General features: G+C 65.3%; 14 protein-coding genes. 9 read left to right on the top strand and 5 right to left on the bottom strand.

The features are described 5' to 3' along the window. Positions 1-164 precede the first annotated feature (164 nt). On the top strand, positions 165-413 hold the full coding sequence (gene hfq / locus BM190_RS20445; RefSeq protein WP_007591126.1) for an RNA chaperone Hfq: 249 nt from the start codon (positions 165-167) through the stop codon (positions 411-413). A gap of 11 nt (positions 414-424) precedes the next feature. After that, entirely contained in the window at positions 425-1,807 is a 1,383-nt protein-coding gene (gene hflX / locus BM190_RS20440; protein WP_177237177.1) for a GTPase HflX, read from the top strand. 159 nt (positions 1,808-1,966) lie between these two features. Here hflX and mazG read toward each other — a convergent pair whose 3' ends face one another. Beyond that, positions 1,967-2,821: a nucleoside triphosphate pyrophosphohydrolase gene (mazG, locus tag BM190_RS20435; protein ID WP_092258239.1), complete on the bottom strand. Its 855-nt coding sequence runs from the start codon at positions 2,819-2,821 to the stop codon at positions 1,967-1,969. Between the two features lie 126 nt (positions 2,822-2,947). Between mazG and queC the strand changes: the two genes are divergently transcribed. Then, the gene (gene queC / locus BM190_RS20430; protein ID WP_092258236.1) at positions 2,948-3,664 is read left to right on the top strand and encodes a 7-cyano-7-deazaguanine synthase QueC; all 717 of its coding nucleotides are present in this window, start codon (positions 2,948-2,950) and stop codon (positions 3,662-3,664) included. A gap of 162 nt (positions 3,665-3,826) precedes the next feature. Here the strand turns inward: queC and BM190_RS20425 are convergent, their stop codons facing one another. The 3 genes from BM190_RS20425 to nthA are packed head-to-tail and all read right to left on the bottom strand — an operon-like array spanning position 3,827 to position 5,498. Beyond that, positions 3,827-4,207, bottom strand: coding sequence for a nitrile hydratase accessory protein (locus BM190_RS20425; protein ID WP_092258233.1), 381 nt, complete (start codon positions 4,205-4,207; stop codon positions 3,827-3,829). Continuing rightward, positions 4,204-4,866 (bottom strand): nitrile hydratase subunit beta, encoded by a 663-nt coding sequence (nthB, locus tag BM190_RS20420; protein ID WP_092258230.1) that lies wholly within the window; start codon positions 4,864-4,866, stop codon positions 4,204-4,206. The genes BM190_RS20425 and nthB overlap by 4 nt, the downstream gene beginning before the upstream one ends. Continuing rightward, positions 4,863-5,498, bottom strand: a complete 636-nt coding sequence (gene nthA / locus BM190_RS20415) for a nitrile hydratase subunit alpha (RefSeq protein WP_092258227.1) — start codon at positions 5,496-5,498, stop codon at positions 4,863-4,865. Before nthA ends, nthB begins: the two co-directional genes overlap by 4 nt. A 121-nt stretch (positions 5,499-5,619) precedes the next feature. Here nthA and BM190_RS20410 point away from each other — a divergent pair, with 121 nt between their 5' ends. The 4 genes from BM190_RS20410 (at position 5,620) to BM190_RS20395 (ending at position 10,054) form a co-directional block, all read left to right on the top strand. Then, complete coding sequence (locus tag BM190_RS20410; protein WP_092258624.1) at positions 5,620-6,426, top strand: enoyl-CoA hydratase/isomerase family protein; 807 nt, start codon at positions 5,620-5,622, stop codon at positions 6,424-6,426. A 111-nt stretch (positions 6,427-6,537) separates the two neighbouring features. After that, the gene (locus tag BM190_RS20405; protein ID WP_092258224.1) at positions 6,538-8,010 is read left to right on the top strand and encodes a DASS family sodium-coupled anion symporter; all 1,473 of its coding nucleotides are present in this window, start codon (positions 6,538-6,540) and stop codon (positions 8,008-8,010) included. Positions 8,011-8,247: 237 nt separating this feature from the next. Further along, positions 8,248-9,399: a methionine ABC transporter ATP-binding protein gene (locus BM190_RS20400; RefSeq protein ID WP_177237176.1), complete on the top strand. Its 1,152-nt coding sequence runs from the start codon at positions 8,248-8,250 to the stop codon at positions 9,397-9,399. Next, positions 9,389-10,054, top strand: coding sequence for a methionine ABC transporter permease (locus BM190_RS20395; protein ID WP_092258218.1), 666 nt, complete (start codon positions 9,389-9,391; stop codon positions 10,052-10,054). Before BM190_RS20400 ends, BM190_RS20395 begins: the two co-directional genes overlap by 11 nt. A 6-nt stretch (positions 10,055-10,060) precedes the next feature. On the opposite strand, the gene BM190_RS20390 is transcribed toward BM190_RS20395, so the two are convergent. Next, on the bottom strand, positions 10,061-11,047 hold the full coding sequence (locus tag BM190_RS20390; protein ID WP_092258215.1) for a helix-turn-helix domain-containing protein: 987 nt from the start codon (positions 11,045-11,047) through the stop codon (positions 10,061-10,063). 181 nt (positions 11,048-11,228) lie between these two features. On the opposite strand from BM190_RS20390, the gene BM190_RS20385 reads away from it, so the two are divergent. Together BM190_RS20385 and BM190_RS20380 are read left to right on the top strand one after the other, a co-directional pair. After that, positions 11,229-12,419, top strand: a complete 1,191-nt coding sequence (locus BM190_RS20385) for a serine hydrolase domain-containing protein (RefSeq protein WP_092258212.1) — start codon at positions 11,229-11,231, stop codon at positions 12,417-12,419. Positions 12,420-12,434: 15 nt separating this feature from the next. Next, on the top strand, positions 12,435-14,432 hold the full coding sequence (locus BM190_RS20380) for a primary-amine oxidase (RefSeq protein ID WP_092258209.1): 1,998 nt from the start codon (positions 12,435-12,437) through the stop codon (positions 14,430-14,432). Positions 14,433-14,676: the final 244 nt, after the last annotated feature.

The following is a 14,676-nucleotide window of genomic DNA, read 5'->3' as shown; positions in this document are numbered from 1 at the left end:
GCCGCGTGAAGCGGCTTGCCTAATAGGTCCACCTGTCCTCTAATTGCACAGCTGTTCCTTCCGAGGGGGATCTCATGAGGAACGGCAACCGGGAGAGGCTCCGAACTTCACAAAGAGAGCCGCAACCGGCGCAATAAAAAGAAACTCAAAGCGAGAAAAAAACAATGGCGGCAGACCGCGCACAAAACCTACAGGACACCTTCCTTAATCACGTTCGCAAAACCAAGACGCCACTGACGATCTTTCTGGTCAACGGAGTGAAGCTCCAGGGCATCGTGACCTGGTTCGACAATTTCTGTCTACTGCTTCGGCGCGACGGTCATTCGCAGCTCGTCTACAAGCATGCGATCTCGACCATCATGCCGGGTGCGCCGATCCAGTTGTTCGAAGGCGGCGAGGATCAGCCGGCTTGAGAGTGATCTGATTGGAACCCCGGAATTTCGACGGGGATGCCGACCGTCCGCGGTCGGCAGGGGCTAAGCAGACGGGGCGGGTGCTTGTCATCGGCCCCTATTTGCGGGTGCGCGCAGGCGGTGCCGACGCGCAATCGGAGACTCATATCCAGCGCAACGCCGAGGCCCGGCTCGATGAAGCCGCCGGCCTCGCGCGTGCGATTGATCTCGTTATTGCCGACGCCATCGTCGCGCCCATCAGCCAGATCCGCCCCGCGACCTATATCGGCAAGGGCAAGGTCGAAGAGATCGCGGCGCTGGCCAAGAGCCTCGACGTCGAGCTCGTGGTGATGGACTGCGCGCTGGCGCCGATCCAGCAGCGTAATCTCGAGAAGGAATTGCACGCCAAGGTGCTCGACCGCACCGGCCTCATCCTGGAAATCTTCGGCCGCCGCGCCAAGACCAAGGAAGGCTCGCTCCAGGTCGAGCTCGCGCATCTCAACTACCAGCGCTCACGCCTGGTGCGCTCATGGACCCATTTGGAGCGCCAGCGCGGCGGCTTCGGTTTCATGGGCGGTCCCGGCGAGACCCAGATCGAAGCCGACCGCCGCCTGATCCAGGAGCGCATCTCCAAGCTCGAGGGCGAGTTGAAGAAGGTGCAGGCGACGCGGCGGCTGCATCGTGCCGGCCGCCAGCGCGTGCCATATCGCGTCGTCGCGCTGGTCGGCTACACCAATGCCGGCAAGTCGACGCTGTTCAACCGCCTGACGCGTGCCGACGTGCAGGCCGCCGACATGCTGTTCGCAACCCTCGACCCCACGCTGCGCGCACTCAACCTGCCGCACGGCGGCAAGGCGATGCTGTCGGACACCGTCGGTTTCATCTCCAACCTGCCGACCCAGCTCGTCGCCGCCTTCCGCGCCACGCTGGAGGAGGTGCTGGAGGCCGATGTCATCCTGCATGTGCGCGACATATCCCATGAAGATGCCGAGGCGCAGCAGAGCGACGTCGACGCCGTGCTGCGCCAGCTCGGCATCAACCCCGATGATTCCGGCCGCATTATCGAGGTCTGGAACAAGATCGACCGCTACGATTCCGAGCAGCGCGAAGAGCTCCTGAACATCGCCGCACGCAGGCCGGAGGATCATCCGGCGATGCTCGTCTCCGCCGTGTCGGGCGAGGGCGTCGACGCGCTGCTCGCCGCGATCGAGCAGCGGTTAGCAGCCAAGCGCACCACGCTCGACCTCTCGATCGACGCCGCCGACGGCGCCGGCATCAGCTGGCTGCACCGCAATGCCGAGGTGCTGGCGAAAGAGCTGCACGACGGCCGTTTTGATATGACCGTGCGGGTGGACGAGACCAAGCGGGACATCGTGGTGTCGCGGTTTGATGCGGTGCCGCGCCTTCCTGCGTAACAGCTGTCGTCTCGGACAAACGCAGCCCTCGTAGGGTGGGCAAAGGCGCGTGAGCGCCGTGCCCACCATTTGCCCGTTGTTGAAAGGCGTGGGCACGGCGCGCGAAGTGCGCGCCTTTGCCCACCCTACGAATTGTCCTTCGCCAGGACGACAGCAGAATTAGCGGCTCGCTTCCTTGCGCCGTTCCTGCGCCGATTGCTCATCACCCTTCGCCGCATTCCACAGCGCGTCCATCTCCGCCAGCGAGGCCTGCTCCAGCGTGCGGCCCTGCGCTTCCAGCGCCCGCTCGATATAGGCAAAGCGCCGCTCGAATTTTGCGTTGGTCGCACGCAATGCGGCCTCCGGATCGGCGTCGACATGGCGGGCGAGGTTGACGAGGGCGAACATCAGGTCGCCGGTCTCTTCCGCAATCTCCTGCTTGTCGTTGCGGTCGAGCGCAGCCTCGATCTCGTCGGCTTCCTCGCGGATCTTTTGCAGCACCGCCCGCGGGTCGTTCCAGTCGAAGCCGACGGTGGAGGCCTTGCGCTGCAGCTCCATGGCGCGCGTCAGCGCGGGCTGGCCGGCCTTCACGCCTGACAGCAGCGATTTGTGCGTCGGCACCTGCTCCGGCGGCCGGCGCGCGGCGCGCTCGGCCTTCTCCTCGGCCTTGATGCGGTCCCAGACTTCCTTGACGTGGGAGGAGGCGAGATTGCCGTCCTTGTCAGCGAAGACGTGGGGATGGCGCCGGATCATTTTCCGGGTGATGGCTTCGACGACGTCGCCGAACGCAAAAGCATTCTGCTCCGAGGCCATCTGGGCGTGGAACACGACCTGCAACAGCAGATCGCCGAGCTCCTCGCGGAGATCGTCGAGATCGCCCCGCGTGATGGCGTCGACCACCTCATAGGCCTCCTCGATCGTGTAGGGCGCGATGGTCGCAAAATCCTGCTCGAGGTCCCAGGGGCAGCCGGTCACCGGCGTGCGCAGCGCCGCCATGATCTCGATCAGGCGGGAAATGTCGCGGGAAGGGGTCATTGCGGGGCGCTCTCCTGGCTCCAAAACCTTATGCCAAAAGCGGCCCGCCGTTCCCAGCGCGGCGGGGCGGAACAGGCCGATTTCCACCGATTGGCGGGCCGCGTCTGCAGTGCTAAAGCGCGGGCCATGAGTGACGCATTTTCATCACAAACCGCGCTGGTGCTGTTTTCCGGCGGCCAGGATTCCACGACCTGCCTCGCCTGGGCGCTGAGCCGTTTTTCGCGCGTGGAGACTCTGGGGTTCGACTACGGCCAGCGCCATGCCATTGAGCTGGCCTGCCGTGAGCGGCTGTTCGACGGGGTGAAGGCGCTGCGCGCCGATTGGGCCGCGAAGCTCGGCGAGAGCCATACGCTGTCGATCCCGACGCTGGCCGCGGTGTCCGAGACCGCGCTGACGCGTGACGTCGCGATCGCGATGGGCGCCGACGGCCTGCCGAATACGTTCGTGCCCGGCCGCAACCTGGTGTTCCTGACTTTTGCGGCGGCGCTGGCCTACCGGCGCGGCATCACCCACATCGTCGGCGGCATGTGCGAGACCGATTATTCCGGCTATCCCGATTGCCGCGACGACACCATCCGCGCCATGCAGGCCGCGCTGTCGCTCGGCATGGCCAGACAATTCGAGCTGCACACGCCGTTGATGTGGATCGACAAGGCCGCGACGTGGAAGCTGGCGCAGGATCTCGGCGGCGACGGGCTGGTCGATCTGATCCGCGAGCACTCCCACACCTGCTATCTCGGCGAACGCGGCGCGCAGCATGATTGGGGTTATGGGTGCGGGGAATGCCCGGCATGCAGCCTGCGGGCGAAGGGCTGGCGGGAGTTCGTGGTGGGGCGCAAATAGCGCTCCGATCTCCGCTGTCATTCCCCGCGAAGGCGGGGAATCCAGTACGCTGCGGCTTCTCCGTATCCCTCCAGCGTCTCTGGAATACTGGATCACCCGCCTTCGCGGGTGATGACAGTGCTGGATGGAGCAGCAGCGCCCACAGAACATTGCGCCAATTGACTACCCCGCAAAATCCTCCGGCTTAAGCTCAATTGGCTTGCCGTGTGGCGTCCTATCCGCCGCGTGGTCCCAGGCATCGCGGTAGCGATGCAGCGTCTCCGTCGAGGCGACACCCTTGCGTGCGACCAGACCCTCCAGCGTGGCGAGCCAGTGCAGATAGTAGGTCTCGCCCGTATCAGGATCGCCGGCGGCCTGCGCGCGCTTGATCTCGTCGGCCAGGCTGGCTGCCCATTCCGGCCAGGTGAACACGCCGCGCTCGTGCAGGCTCAACGCCATCGCGAATGCATGCGCTTCCCAGGGCGCGCGGAACACCGGGCCGTCGTCATCGCGGGGAATGCTGGGTATGGCCGCGGTGGCTGCGGCAGCAGCGGTACCACTCATTGCGCCGGATCCAGATAGGGCTCGAACGCGTCGATCGAGACCTTCAAGGTGGGATCACCATCCTCGCCCCAGAGATCGCGGCCCTCAAACACCACCGTGTAAAGCCATTGCGGGTTCTCGCCGAGCTCCATCGCCGCCGAATCCGGAAACACGTGGCAGCCATGGTTCAACTCGACCACGCCGACATGGCCGCGCACATAGCGCGGCAGCCGCGTGTGCGTGGCCGGATGGATGTTCTTGGCGCGCACGCGATCGCCGATGTTGAATTTTGCCGGCGCCGGGGCAGGGCGGGCGAACTTGCCGCGCACCATCATGCGCTCGACATTGGCGAGATCGAACCTGCCGTGCTTGAGCGCCTTTGCCGGCTGCATCGCGTGGCCGGCGGCGACCTCCTCTCTTGTGAGGTAGCCTTTCTCGATCAGCATCTCTTCGAGCCCGAGAAACCACTTCTTGTAGTAGGAGCTCGACAGATAGACGTGCGGAGGCAACGTCTCGCGATAGAAGCGCGAGGTGTCGATGTTGAAGGCGCCGGCCGCGCCCATCGCGCGCACCATCGCCAGTACGCGGGACTCCCACTCCTCATGGAACATCGGCTCGTTCGGCTCCGGCTCGACCTTGCCGAAACCGTCCATGCCGCCCATGTCGTGCACGCCGTTCATGACGGCGCTCCCGGCGATTTGGGAAAGCCGGTGCCGATCATGGAATCGCGCGTGACCAGCTCGGCGAGCTGCTCCTCGCTCCAGCCCTCCGTGCCCGCGGGGCGCATCGGCAGCACCAGGAAGCGCGTCTCGGCGGTGGAATCCCACACCCGGATCTCGATGTCCTTCGGCAGGTTGACGTCGAAATCGGCGAGCACGCCACGCGGATCCTTCACCGCGCGGGAGCGGTAGGGCGCCGCCTTGTACCAGACCGGCGGGAGGCCCAGCATTTCCCAAGGGTAGCATGAGCAAAGCGTGCACACGACCATGTTGTGACGCGCGGGCGTGTTCTCGACCACGACGAGATGATCGCCGACGCGGCTGACATGGCCGAGCGTGCCGATCGCCTTGGAGCCGTCCTCCAGCAGCGCTTTTCTGAACGCCGGATCGGTCCAGGCCTTGGCGACGACGCGTGCGCCGTTGTGCGGGCCGATCTTGGTCTCATAGGCCTGGATGATGGCGTCGAGCGCGGCCGGCTCGACATAGCCTTTTTCGGTCAGGATCGTCTCGAGCGCGCGCACGCGCAGCTCGGTCTCCGACAGCTCGGAATGGTCGTGATCGTGGCGGTGGTGATGGTCGTGATCGTGGCTCATGACGTCGAAGATAGGCGCAATGGCCCAGGCCTGTCGAGTATCCGCCGCGGCGCATCCGGGTCCCATATTCGTGAGGCCGGATGTAGGCTAGCATCGCGGCAGAGCAGACGGGGAGACCTTGGTGACGGATTACGTTAAGATCGAAAGGGGCCTCGGGCCCGAGGGGCGGATTGCAGTGGTGCGCTTCGATCGGGGCGACGGCATCAATGCACTGTCACCCGAGGCATTGCGGCAGCTGACCGCGGCGGCGCGCAGCTTCGAGGACGATTCCGCGACGTCGGTCGTCATATTGACCGGCAGCTCGGGCGCATTCAGCGCCGGCTTCGACCTCAAGGACGCCGAGGGGCACTCGCGCAAGGAGATGGACCTCGGCACGCTGCGGCGGCACCTCAAGCTCGGGCCGCGTCTGACGCACGCCTGGCAGGAGATGGAGCAGATCACGATCGCGGCGATCGAGGGTTTTTGCGTCGGCGGCGGTGTGGCCCTCGCCGTCGCGCTCGACTTCCGCATCATAGGCCGCGACGCACATCTGCGCGTGCCGGAAATCGGGCTCGGCATGAACATGAGCTGGCAGAGCATCCCGCGCATGCTGCATCTGATGGGGCCCGCACGCACCAAGCAGGCGGTGATCCTGGCTGATGAGCGCATCTCAGCGGATGAGGCCCATGAATGGCGCCTGGTGGAGCAGGTGGTCGATCCCGGCCATGCCTTCGAGGCCGCCATGGATCTCGCCCGGAAGGTCGCCGCGCAGCCGCCGCTCTCGGTCGCGATGACGAAGCTGACCGTCAACCGGCTCGCGCATGCGCTGGACGATCTCGCCAGCCACATGGACGTCGACCAGTTCGCGCTCGCCAGCTTCAGCGAAGATCACAAGGAGGGCGTCGAGGCGTTCCTGGGCCGCCGCAAGCCGCGCTTCAAGGGGCGCTAGATCTATGCCCGGCCATTGATCGCACAACCGGCAGTCCCTATACGCGGCGCAGGGACAAGAGCAGGCTGGGCGCACCGGCCGCACAGGCAACGACGATCGAGGGGAGGGTCCATGACTGCTAGCTCGCAGGCGCCGGAGGCGAAAGGCTTTCGCTGGAAACTGGTCGCGCCGCTCGCGGTGTGGCTGGTGATCTATCTGTGGCCGGTGCCTGCAGGGCTCAACGTCAATCAGTGGCACTATTTCGCCGTGTTCGCGGCCGTCATCACCGGGCTCATCCTGGAATCGATGCCGGTGGGCGCGGTCGGCTTCATCGGTCTCACGGTCGCGGGCGTTGCCGGCTATATCGACCCCGATCCGACCAAGTCGCTGCGCTGGATGCTGGCGGGCTTTGCCGAGAGCACGGTCTGGCTCATCGTCGGCGCCTTCGTGTTCTCGATCGGCTATCGCAAGAGCCAGCTTGGCCGGCGCATTGCGTTGGTGCTGGTGCAGCGCCTTGGCCGCAACACGCTCGGCCTTGGCTATGCCGTGGCGATGTCCGACTTCCTGCTCGCGCCGGCGACGCCGTCGAACACCGCGCGCAGCGGCGGCATCGTCTATCCCATCATCAGCAACATCCCGCGCATCTATGGCTCCGAGCCGGGGCCGACCGCCGGCAGGATCGGCACGTATGTGATGTGGACCGCCTTTGCCGCGACCTCCGTCACGAGCTCGCTGTTCTTCACCGCGCTTGCGCCCAACGCGGCGGCGCTGGCGATCGCCAAGAAGACCGCCGGGGTCGAGGTCAGCTGGGGCCAGTGGTTTCTCGGCTTCGCGCCGCTCGGCATCCTGCTGATGGTGCTCGTGCCGCTGCTCAGCTATCTGGTGTGCCGGCCGGAGGTGAAAAGCAGCCCTGAGATTTCCGAATGGGCCGCGAAAGAGCTCGGCGCCATGGGCCCGATGTCGCGCAACGAGTGGATCATGCTCGGCCTGATCGTGCTCGCGATGTTCCTGTGGATCGCGGGCTCCAGCCCGGACATCCACATTCCCGTGCTCGGCTCGAACTTCGTCAATGCCACCACCGTCGTGTTCATCGTGATCTCCCTGATGCTGGTGACCGGCGTGATCGAGTTTGCCGACATTGTCAGCGAGAAAAGCGCCTGGGAGGTGTTCTTCTATTTCACATCGCTGCTGACGCTGGCCTCCGGCCTCAACGAGATCGGCTTCATCAAATGGTTCGCGACCGAATACGCAAAACCGCTTGCCGGGCTGTCGCCGTCGACCGCGATGCTGCTGCTGGTCGCGCTGTTCTTCTGGATCCACTATTTCTTCTCAAGCATCACCTCGCATGCCGCCGCCGTGCTGCCCGTCGTGCTCGCGGTCGGATCGGGCATCCCCGATCTGCCGGTCACGACACTCGCGATGCTCTGCATGTACTCGCTCGGCCTGATGGGCGTGATCTCGCCTTACGCGACCGGACCGGCGCCGATGTATTTCGGCAGCGGCTATATCGGAAAGGGCCAATTCTGGGGTTTTGGCCTGATCTTCGGGCTGCTCTATTTCGCCGGGCTCCTGCTGATCGTGCTGCCCTGGTTGCAGATGGGATGAGCCGGGTGGGGCGCTGATAGCCCCGGTGGAGGAATATTCTTCTTCGGGGAGAGTTTGGGAAAACTTCGTCCAACTCCTTCCAAATATCTGACATTGCAACACAGTCCTGAAAGGGCGATGGTGCGTGCTGCGGTGCAGCGCGTTCCTCGCGAACCCTCACCGCGATTTCACCCCGTCGCTCGACGCGACCCGGTTCCCGTACGCCCCAAGGGCAGGCGGGCAAGCGAACTATTGTGCATGAAGGCCGCTTCCATGAATGCCCACCAATCGCTCGCGGTCGGACAGCCGATCGAGAGGTGTGAAGCGATTTCACCTGCCGCAGCTGAGCCGGACGGGATGGTCCGTTTCGCCGGCATCTCGAAGACCTATCCGGCCTATCGCGGCAAGCCCGGCGTCAACGCGCTGCAAAACATCGACTTCGCGATCCCGCGCGGTTCCATCACCGGCGTGATCGGCCGCTCCGGCGCCGGCAAGTCGAGCCTGGTGCGGCTCATCAACGGGCTGGAGAAGCCGACCACGGGGCGCGTCGTCGTCGACGGCCGCGATATCTCGGCGCTGGCGGGGCGCGAGCTGCGGCTGGCGCAGCGCTCGATCGGCATGATCTTCCAGCATTTCAACCTGCTGTCGTCGCGCACGGCGGCCGACAACATCGCGTTGCCGCTTGAGATCGCCGGCTGGTCCAAGGCCGACATCAGGGCCCGCGTTGCCGAGCTGCTCGCGCTTGTCGGCATCGCCGACAAGCACGACCGCTATCCGTCAGAACTTTCCGGCGGCCAGAAGCAGCGCGTCGGCATCGCGCGAGCCCTCGCCACGCGGCCGAGCGTGCTGCTGTCGGACGAGGCGACTTCGGCACTCGATCCGCAGACCACGCGCGCGATCCTCGATCTGCTCGCCAACATCAACCGCGAGCTCGGGGTGACCATCGTATTGATCACCCACGAAATGTCCGTGGTGCGCCAGCTCGCCCGGGACGTCGTGGTGCTCGACGCCGGCCATGTGGTCGAAAGCGGCCATGTCGCGGACATCTTCACCCACCCCAAGCATCCGATCACGCAATCCTTCCTGGCGGAGGTGACCGGCGACAGCCTGCCGGTCTCGCTGGCGAGCCGGATCGTGGCGGAGCCGTCCGCCGGCGGGCAGGCCGTGATCCGCCTCGGGGTGCGCGGGGCAGGGGCCGGCGACACCCTGGTCGCGCGGCTCGCCCGCGAGCTCGGCCTCGACGTGTCGCTGCTGGCGGCACGCATCGACGAGATCGGCGGCCAGCATGTCGGCTCGCTCGTTCTCGGCATTCCTCTCGGTATTTCTGGCGGCGCGGAGGCGACGGCGCGCACGCTCGCCTTTCTCTTTCAACATCAATTCCCGGCGGAGCATCTCGGCTATGTCGCCTGAACTCATCAACCTGATCGTCCAGGCCACCTTCGAGAGCCTGTACATGGTCGGCATCGCGGCGCTGCTCGGCACCGCCTTCGGCCTTCCACTCGGCGTTTTCCTCGCAACCAGCCGGAAAGGGGAGCTGTTCGCAGCTCCCATCGTCAATCGCGTCCTCGGCATCGTCGTCAATGCGACGCGGTCCACGCCCTTCATCATCCTCGTCGTCGCCATCATCCCGTTCACGCGCTTCGTTGCGGGGACCTCGATCGGATCGACCGCCGCAATCGTGCCGCTGACGATCGCGTCGGCGCCGTTCATCGCGCGTCTGGTCGAAGGTGCCATCCGCGAGGTCGATGGCGGCCTGATCGAGACGGCGTCCTCGTTCGGCGCGTCGCCCATGCAGATCGTGTTCAAGGTGCTGATCCCCGAGGCGCTGCCGGGACTTCTGCTGGCACTGACGCTCGCGGTGGTCAGTCTGCTCGGCTACTCCGCGATGGTCGGCGCGGTCGGTGGCGGTGGCTTGGGTGATCTCGGCATCCGCTACGGCTATCAGCGCTTCATGCCGGAGATGATGCTGGCCGTCGTCGTCGTGCTGATCGCACTGGTGCAGCTCGTCCAGAGCGCCGGCGATTATCTGGCGCGCCGGGTCAACCGCCGGCTGCGGCATCGCTGAGCCGGATCAGGTACACCTCGCGCGCCGCAGTGTCTCCGAGGGCTTTTCGGAGAAGTGACGCTTGTAGTCGAGCGAGAACTGGCTGAAGTGCCAGAAGCCGTGCTGCACGGCGACGTCGTAGACGGAGGCATCGGTGCCGCCGGCGCGCTTGAGATCGCGCCGCACGCGGTTCAGCCGCATCGCGCGCCAGTAGTGCATCGGGCTCGTGCTCAACACCTCCTGAAAGCAATAGCCGAGCTTGCGCGGGCTGGCGCCGACCGCCTTGCAGACCTCCAGCAGCGAGAGCGAGCGATCGCCGCTGCCATGCATCAGCGCCCGCGCACGATCGACCGTGCGCTTGCGCGCCGCGGCGCTGCGGCCGGGATCGCTGGGGCGTGCGGTCGGCAGCATGTCCATGATCTCGACGAGAAGGGCGTCTTCCAGCGCCTGCCCGACGGCCGGATCGTCGAACCGTTCGGGGGCAGTCGAGATGGTCTCGTGGATCGCGGCAAGGTGAGCGCGCAATCGCGCGACCGGTGCCTGCGCCATCTCGATCACCCGCAACTGGTGCCAGACCGCGCGCGGCAGCTCGATATCGAGCCGGGCGGCAAGCTCCTCGATCAGCGCCGCGCTGGCGACAACACCGCGCAGCTCGAATGATTTCGGCGTGCACATATCGACCTCGGCGTCGATGCAGGCGATGACCTGGGCGCCTGCAACGCTGGCGCCGTTGCAATTGACCTCGCCGTCACCGTGCCAGGGCAGACCGATGCCGAAGCTGTCGGCCCCCAGCTGGCCGTATTGGCGGACCTGCTGGCTGGTGATCTCGCGGAAGACGTCAAGCTGGGGCAAGGAGAGTTGGGTGAAGCTGCCCCTGAAGGCTCCGGCGCTGATCTGGTCGTAGCTGAGCCGCCAGCGACCGAGCGAAGCGCAATGCTCGTCGACATCGGTACTGCTGGCCTGAAACAGGCCGACAGCCGAGTCCAGAGTCGGAAGAGTTGCGCCTAAGGGCATGACGACACGTCGAAATTCACCACCCGACAGCGGGCAAGAACCACGCCAGACTGGCACGGCCATAGGCGCTGTCCAGCAAAATATTGCCGGATCTCGATAACGCCCGAGGGCGCCGCGGTGCAGGCTTCGGTCCTGCCGTTCCGACATCGCGGCCGGGACAGCACTTTGCGGAGGGATCGAGATGCGACCGACCGAGATCATGCGCGGCAGCCCGCCCGCGCCCGAGGCGCAGGTGACGCGCGCCAATTGGCGCAGCTTTCCCGCGATCCGCTGGGGCTTTACCCACACCCGTGAAGTGCTGCCGACCGCAGAGATCCGCCGCTCGGCCCAGCCGATGCTGATGCGAAGCGCGCCGCGCGAACTGGCAAAACTCGCTTTCACCGCGCCTGATGGCAAAGAGACCACGATCGAAGCCACGCTCCGCGAGACGTTTGCCGATACGCTCCTCGTCATGCACCGGGGCACGCTGATCCACGAATGGTACGGCGATGGCATGAGCGTGACCACGCCGCATCTGATCTGCTCGATCAGCAAGGCGATCGCCGGCACGCTCGGCGGCGTGCTGGCCGCGCGCGGGCTGCTCGATCCCGAGGCGAGGGTGGTGCGCTACGTGCCGGAGCTGGAGACGTCGGTCTACGCCGGCTGCACTGTCCGCAACCTGCTCGACATGGTCGTCGCCATCAAGTTCGAAGAGGATTACGAGGACCCCGCCGGCGACGTTGCGCGCTATCGGTTCTCTTCGGGCTGGGACGTGCCGCCGCCGGGCGTCGAGGCAGGCCACCAACGCGCCTATCTCGCCACGCTACGCGGCACCGGTAAGCCACACGGCAAGGTGTTCCACTACGTCTCGCCCAACACCGAGGTGCTCGGCTGGGTCTATGAGCGTGCCTGCGGCATGCCCTACCATCGCATCCTCTCCGGCTATCTCTGGCAGCCCCTGGGCGCAGAGGACGACGGCTCGCTCACGCTCGACAGCCACGGCATGGGCCGCATCGCCGGCGGCATCTCGGTCACCGCGCGTGACCTCATCCGTTTCGGCGAGATGATCCGCTGCCGCGGCGTGGTCGAGGGGCGGCAGGTGGTGCCGGGCTGGTGGATCGACGACATCCGCGAGAACGGCGATCCCAAAGCCTGGGCCGACGGCGACCTCGCCGAGTTCTTCCCGGGCGCGCGCTACCGCAGCAAATGGTTCACGATCGATCCGTCGCGCAACGCGCTCACCGCGATCGGCATTCACGGCCAGCACCTCTATGTCGACCTCGACTCGGACACCGTCATCGTCAAGCTCGCGACCCAGCCCAAGGCGATGGACGTGCCGATTGACCAGCGCTGGTTCGCCGCCTTCAGCGCCATCACCGCGCATCTCGCCTGATTTCTGGACATCCCCATGCTCGATACCGTCAAAGCCAAATCGCAAACAGAGACCGCTACGCCGCATCCGCTCGATCCGCTGACTGCCGAGGAGATCACCGCCGCCTGCACGCTGGTGCGCGCCGCCGTGGCCTCGCCGGAGAACTGCCGATTCCCGGCGGTGCGGCTGGAGGAGCCGACCAAGCAGGAGCTGGCCGCAGGCGGCGTAGGGCGTCGCGCCTTCGCGTTGACGCTCGACGTCGCCACGGGCGAGGCCATCGAGCACATCGTCGATCTCGGCCGTGGCGAGATCGTCGGGCGCAAGGTCGTCCCGAACCGCGAGGCGCCCTATGGGCAGCCGCCGGTGATGCTGGAGGAATTCTTCAAGTGCGAGGCCGTGGTCAAGGCCGATCCGGGCTGGCGGGCGGCGATGGTGCGGCGCGGGCTTTCCGACAAGGACATCGAACTGGTCCAGGTCGATCCGTTCTCGTCGGGTTTCTTCGACAAGGAGTTCGAGCGCGGCGCCCGTATCGTGCGTGCCGTCAGCTATTTTCGCGAGCACTTGCAGGACAACGGCTATGCGCACCCGATCGAGGGCGTGGTCGCTGTCGTTGACCTGATCGGCGGCAAGGTCATCGACCTCACCGATGAGGATCCGATCGTGCCGATTCCGCGCAAGAAGCGGAATTATGGCGCGCACGAGGTCAAGAACCCGCGCACCGACATCAAGCCGCTGCATATCGAGCAGCCGGAGGGTGCGAGCTTTCGCGTCGATGGCTGGAAGGTCGACTGGCAGAAATGGAGCTTCCGCATCGGCTTCACGCCACGCGAGGGCCTCGTCCTGCATCAGCTCGCCTACCAGGACGGCGCGCGCAAGCGCTCCCTGATCCATCGCGCCAGCGTTACCGAGATGGTGGTGCCTTATGCCGATCCGACCGCGAACCATTTCTGGAAATCGGCGTTCGATGCCGGCGAATATGGCCTCGGCATGCTTGCGAACGCGCTCGAGCTCGGCTGCGACTGTCTCGGAAACATCCGCTATTTCGACGTGCCGGGCGCCGACAGCAAGGGCGAGCCCTTCGTCATGCAGAACGCCATCTGCATGCATGAGGAAGACTATGGGATCGCCTGGAAGCACTATGAGTTCCGCAACGGCCTGTTCGAGGTCCGCCGCTCGCGGCGGCTTGTGATCTCGTTTTTCGCGACCGTCGGCAATTACGATTACGGCTTCTACTGGTATCTCTACCAGGACGGCACGGTCCAGTTGGAGACCAAGCTGACCGGCATCATCCAGACCGCCGCGGTGCGATCTGGCGAGACGTACAAATGGGGCGGCATGGTCGACGACAATCTGGGCGGACCGACGCACCAGCACTTCTTCAACGTGCGCCTGCACATGGATCTCGACGGCGGCGGCAACACCGTCACCGAGCACGATTTTGTGCCGCGGCCCTGGGGTGACGACAATCCGCACGGCAACGTCTTCGACACCACGACGCGGATTTTGTCGCGCGAGCATGACGCGGCGGCGATCGCCAATGGCCAAACCGGCCGGTTCTGGAAGATCAGCAATCCCAATGAGACCAACTCGGTCGGTAATGCTCCGGCCTACAAGCTCGTCGTCAATCCGAGCCCGCTGATGCTGGCGCAGGAGGGCAGTTACGTGCGCAAGCGCGGCGGCTTCGCCACCAAGCATGTCTGGGTGACAGCATTCGATCCGGCCGAGAAATACGCAAGCGGCGATTATCCCAACGTCCATGCCGGCGGCGATGGCCTGCCGCGTTATGCCGCGAAGGACCGCAACATCGAGAATGCCGATATCGTGGTGTGGCACTCTTTCGGCCACACCCATGTCTGCAAGCCCGAGGACTTCCCGATCATGCCGGTGGAATATGCCGGTTTCCTGCTGAAGCCGACCGGCTTTTTCGCCGCCAATGCGGCCGGCGACATCCCGCCGGACCGCAACAGCCGCAGCGTACTGGCACACGAGAGCAACACTGCCGACGAATCGTGTTGTCACGCCGGCAAATCATAGAGCCGGATCGAGCTCGATCGGATTTCCCGGCAGCGCCGACCGTCGTAGTTGGCGATTCTCGCGCGGTAGCAGGCTGATCGTTTCCAGCCATTGCCGAATGGTGAGGGAGTGTTTCGATCTAGAAGCATTCCAAATCTGTGGGCACGACGGCTGCGTGGCACCGGGCGCGGCAATTCGGCATGAGCGCATTCGTCGCACGCGCCGCGCACGCCTCTGGAGAGATTCTAACCTCGTTCCTATCGCG

This window comes from Bradyrhizobium sp. Rc3b (genome assembly GCF_900114915.1).
Lineage (GTDB): Bacteria > Pseudomonadota > Alphaproteobacteria > Rhizobiales > Xanthobacteraceae > Bradyrhizobium.
Note: the sequence above shows the minus strand (reverse complement) of the source record. Positions and strands in the feature narration are given on the sequence as shown.

Coding starts and splice junctions, on each gene's coding strand:
- hfq (WP_007591126.1), top strand. CDS start 165: ATGGCGGCAGACCGCGCACAAAACCTACAGGACACCTTCCTTAATCAC.
- mazG (WP_092258239.1), bottom strand. CDS start 2,821: ATGACCCCTTCCCGCGACATTTCCCGCCTGATCGAGATCATGGCGGCG.
- queC (WP_092258236.1), top strand. CDS start 2,948: ATGAGTGACGCATTTTCATCACAAACCGCGCTGGTGCTGTTTTCCGGC.
- BM190_RS20425 (WP_092258233.1), bottom strand. CDS start 4,207: ATGAGTGGTACCGCTGCTGCCGCAGCCACCGCGGCCATACCCAGCATT.
- nthB (WP_092258230.1), bottom strand. CDS start 4,866: ATGAACGGCGTGCACGACATGGGCGGCATGGACGGTTTCGGCAAGGTC.
- nthA (WP_092258227.1), bottom strand. CDS start 5,498: ATGAGCCACGATCACGACCATCACCACCGCCACGATCACGACCATTCC.
- BM190_RS20405 (WP_092258224.1), top strand. CDS start 6,538: ATGACTGCTAGCTCGCAGGCGCCGGAGGCGAAAGGCTTTCGCTGGAAA.
- BM190_RS20400 (WP_177237176.1), top strand. CDS start 8,248: ATGAAGGCCGCTTCCATGAATGCCCACCAATCGCTCGCGGTCGGACAG.
- BM190_RS20395 (WP_092258218.1), top strand. CDS start 9,389: ATGTCGCCTGAACTCATCAACCTGATCGTCCAGGCCACCTTCGAGAGC.
- BM190_RS20390 (WP_092258215.1), bottom strand. CDS start 11,047: ATGCCCTTAGGCGCAACTCTTCCGACTCTGGACTCGGCTGTCGGCCTG.
- BM190_RS20385 (WP_092258212.1), top strand. CDS start 11,229: ATGCGACCGACCGAGATCATGCGCGGCAGCCCGCCCGCGCCCGAGGCG.
- BM190_RS20380 (WP_092258209.1), top strand. CDS start 12,435: ATGCTCGATACCGTCAAAGCCAAATCGCAAACAGAGACCGCTACGCCG.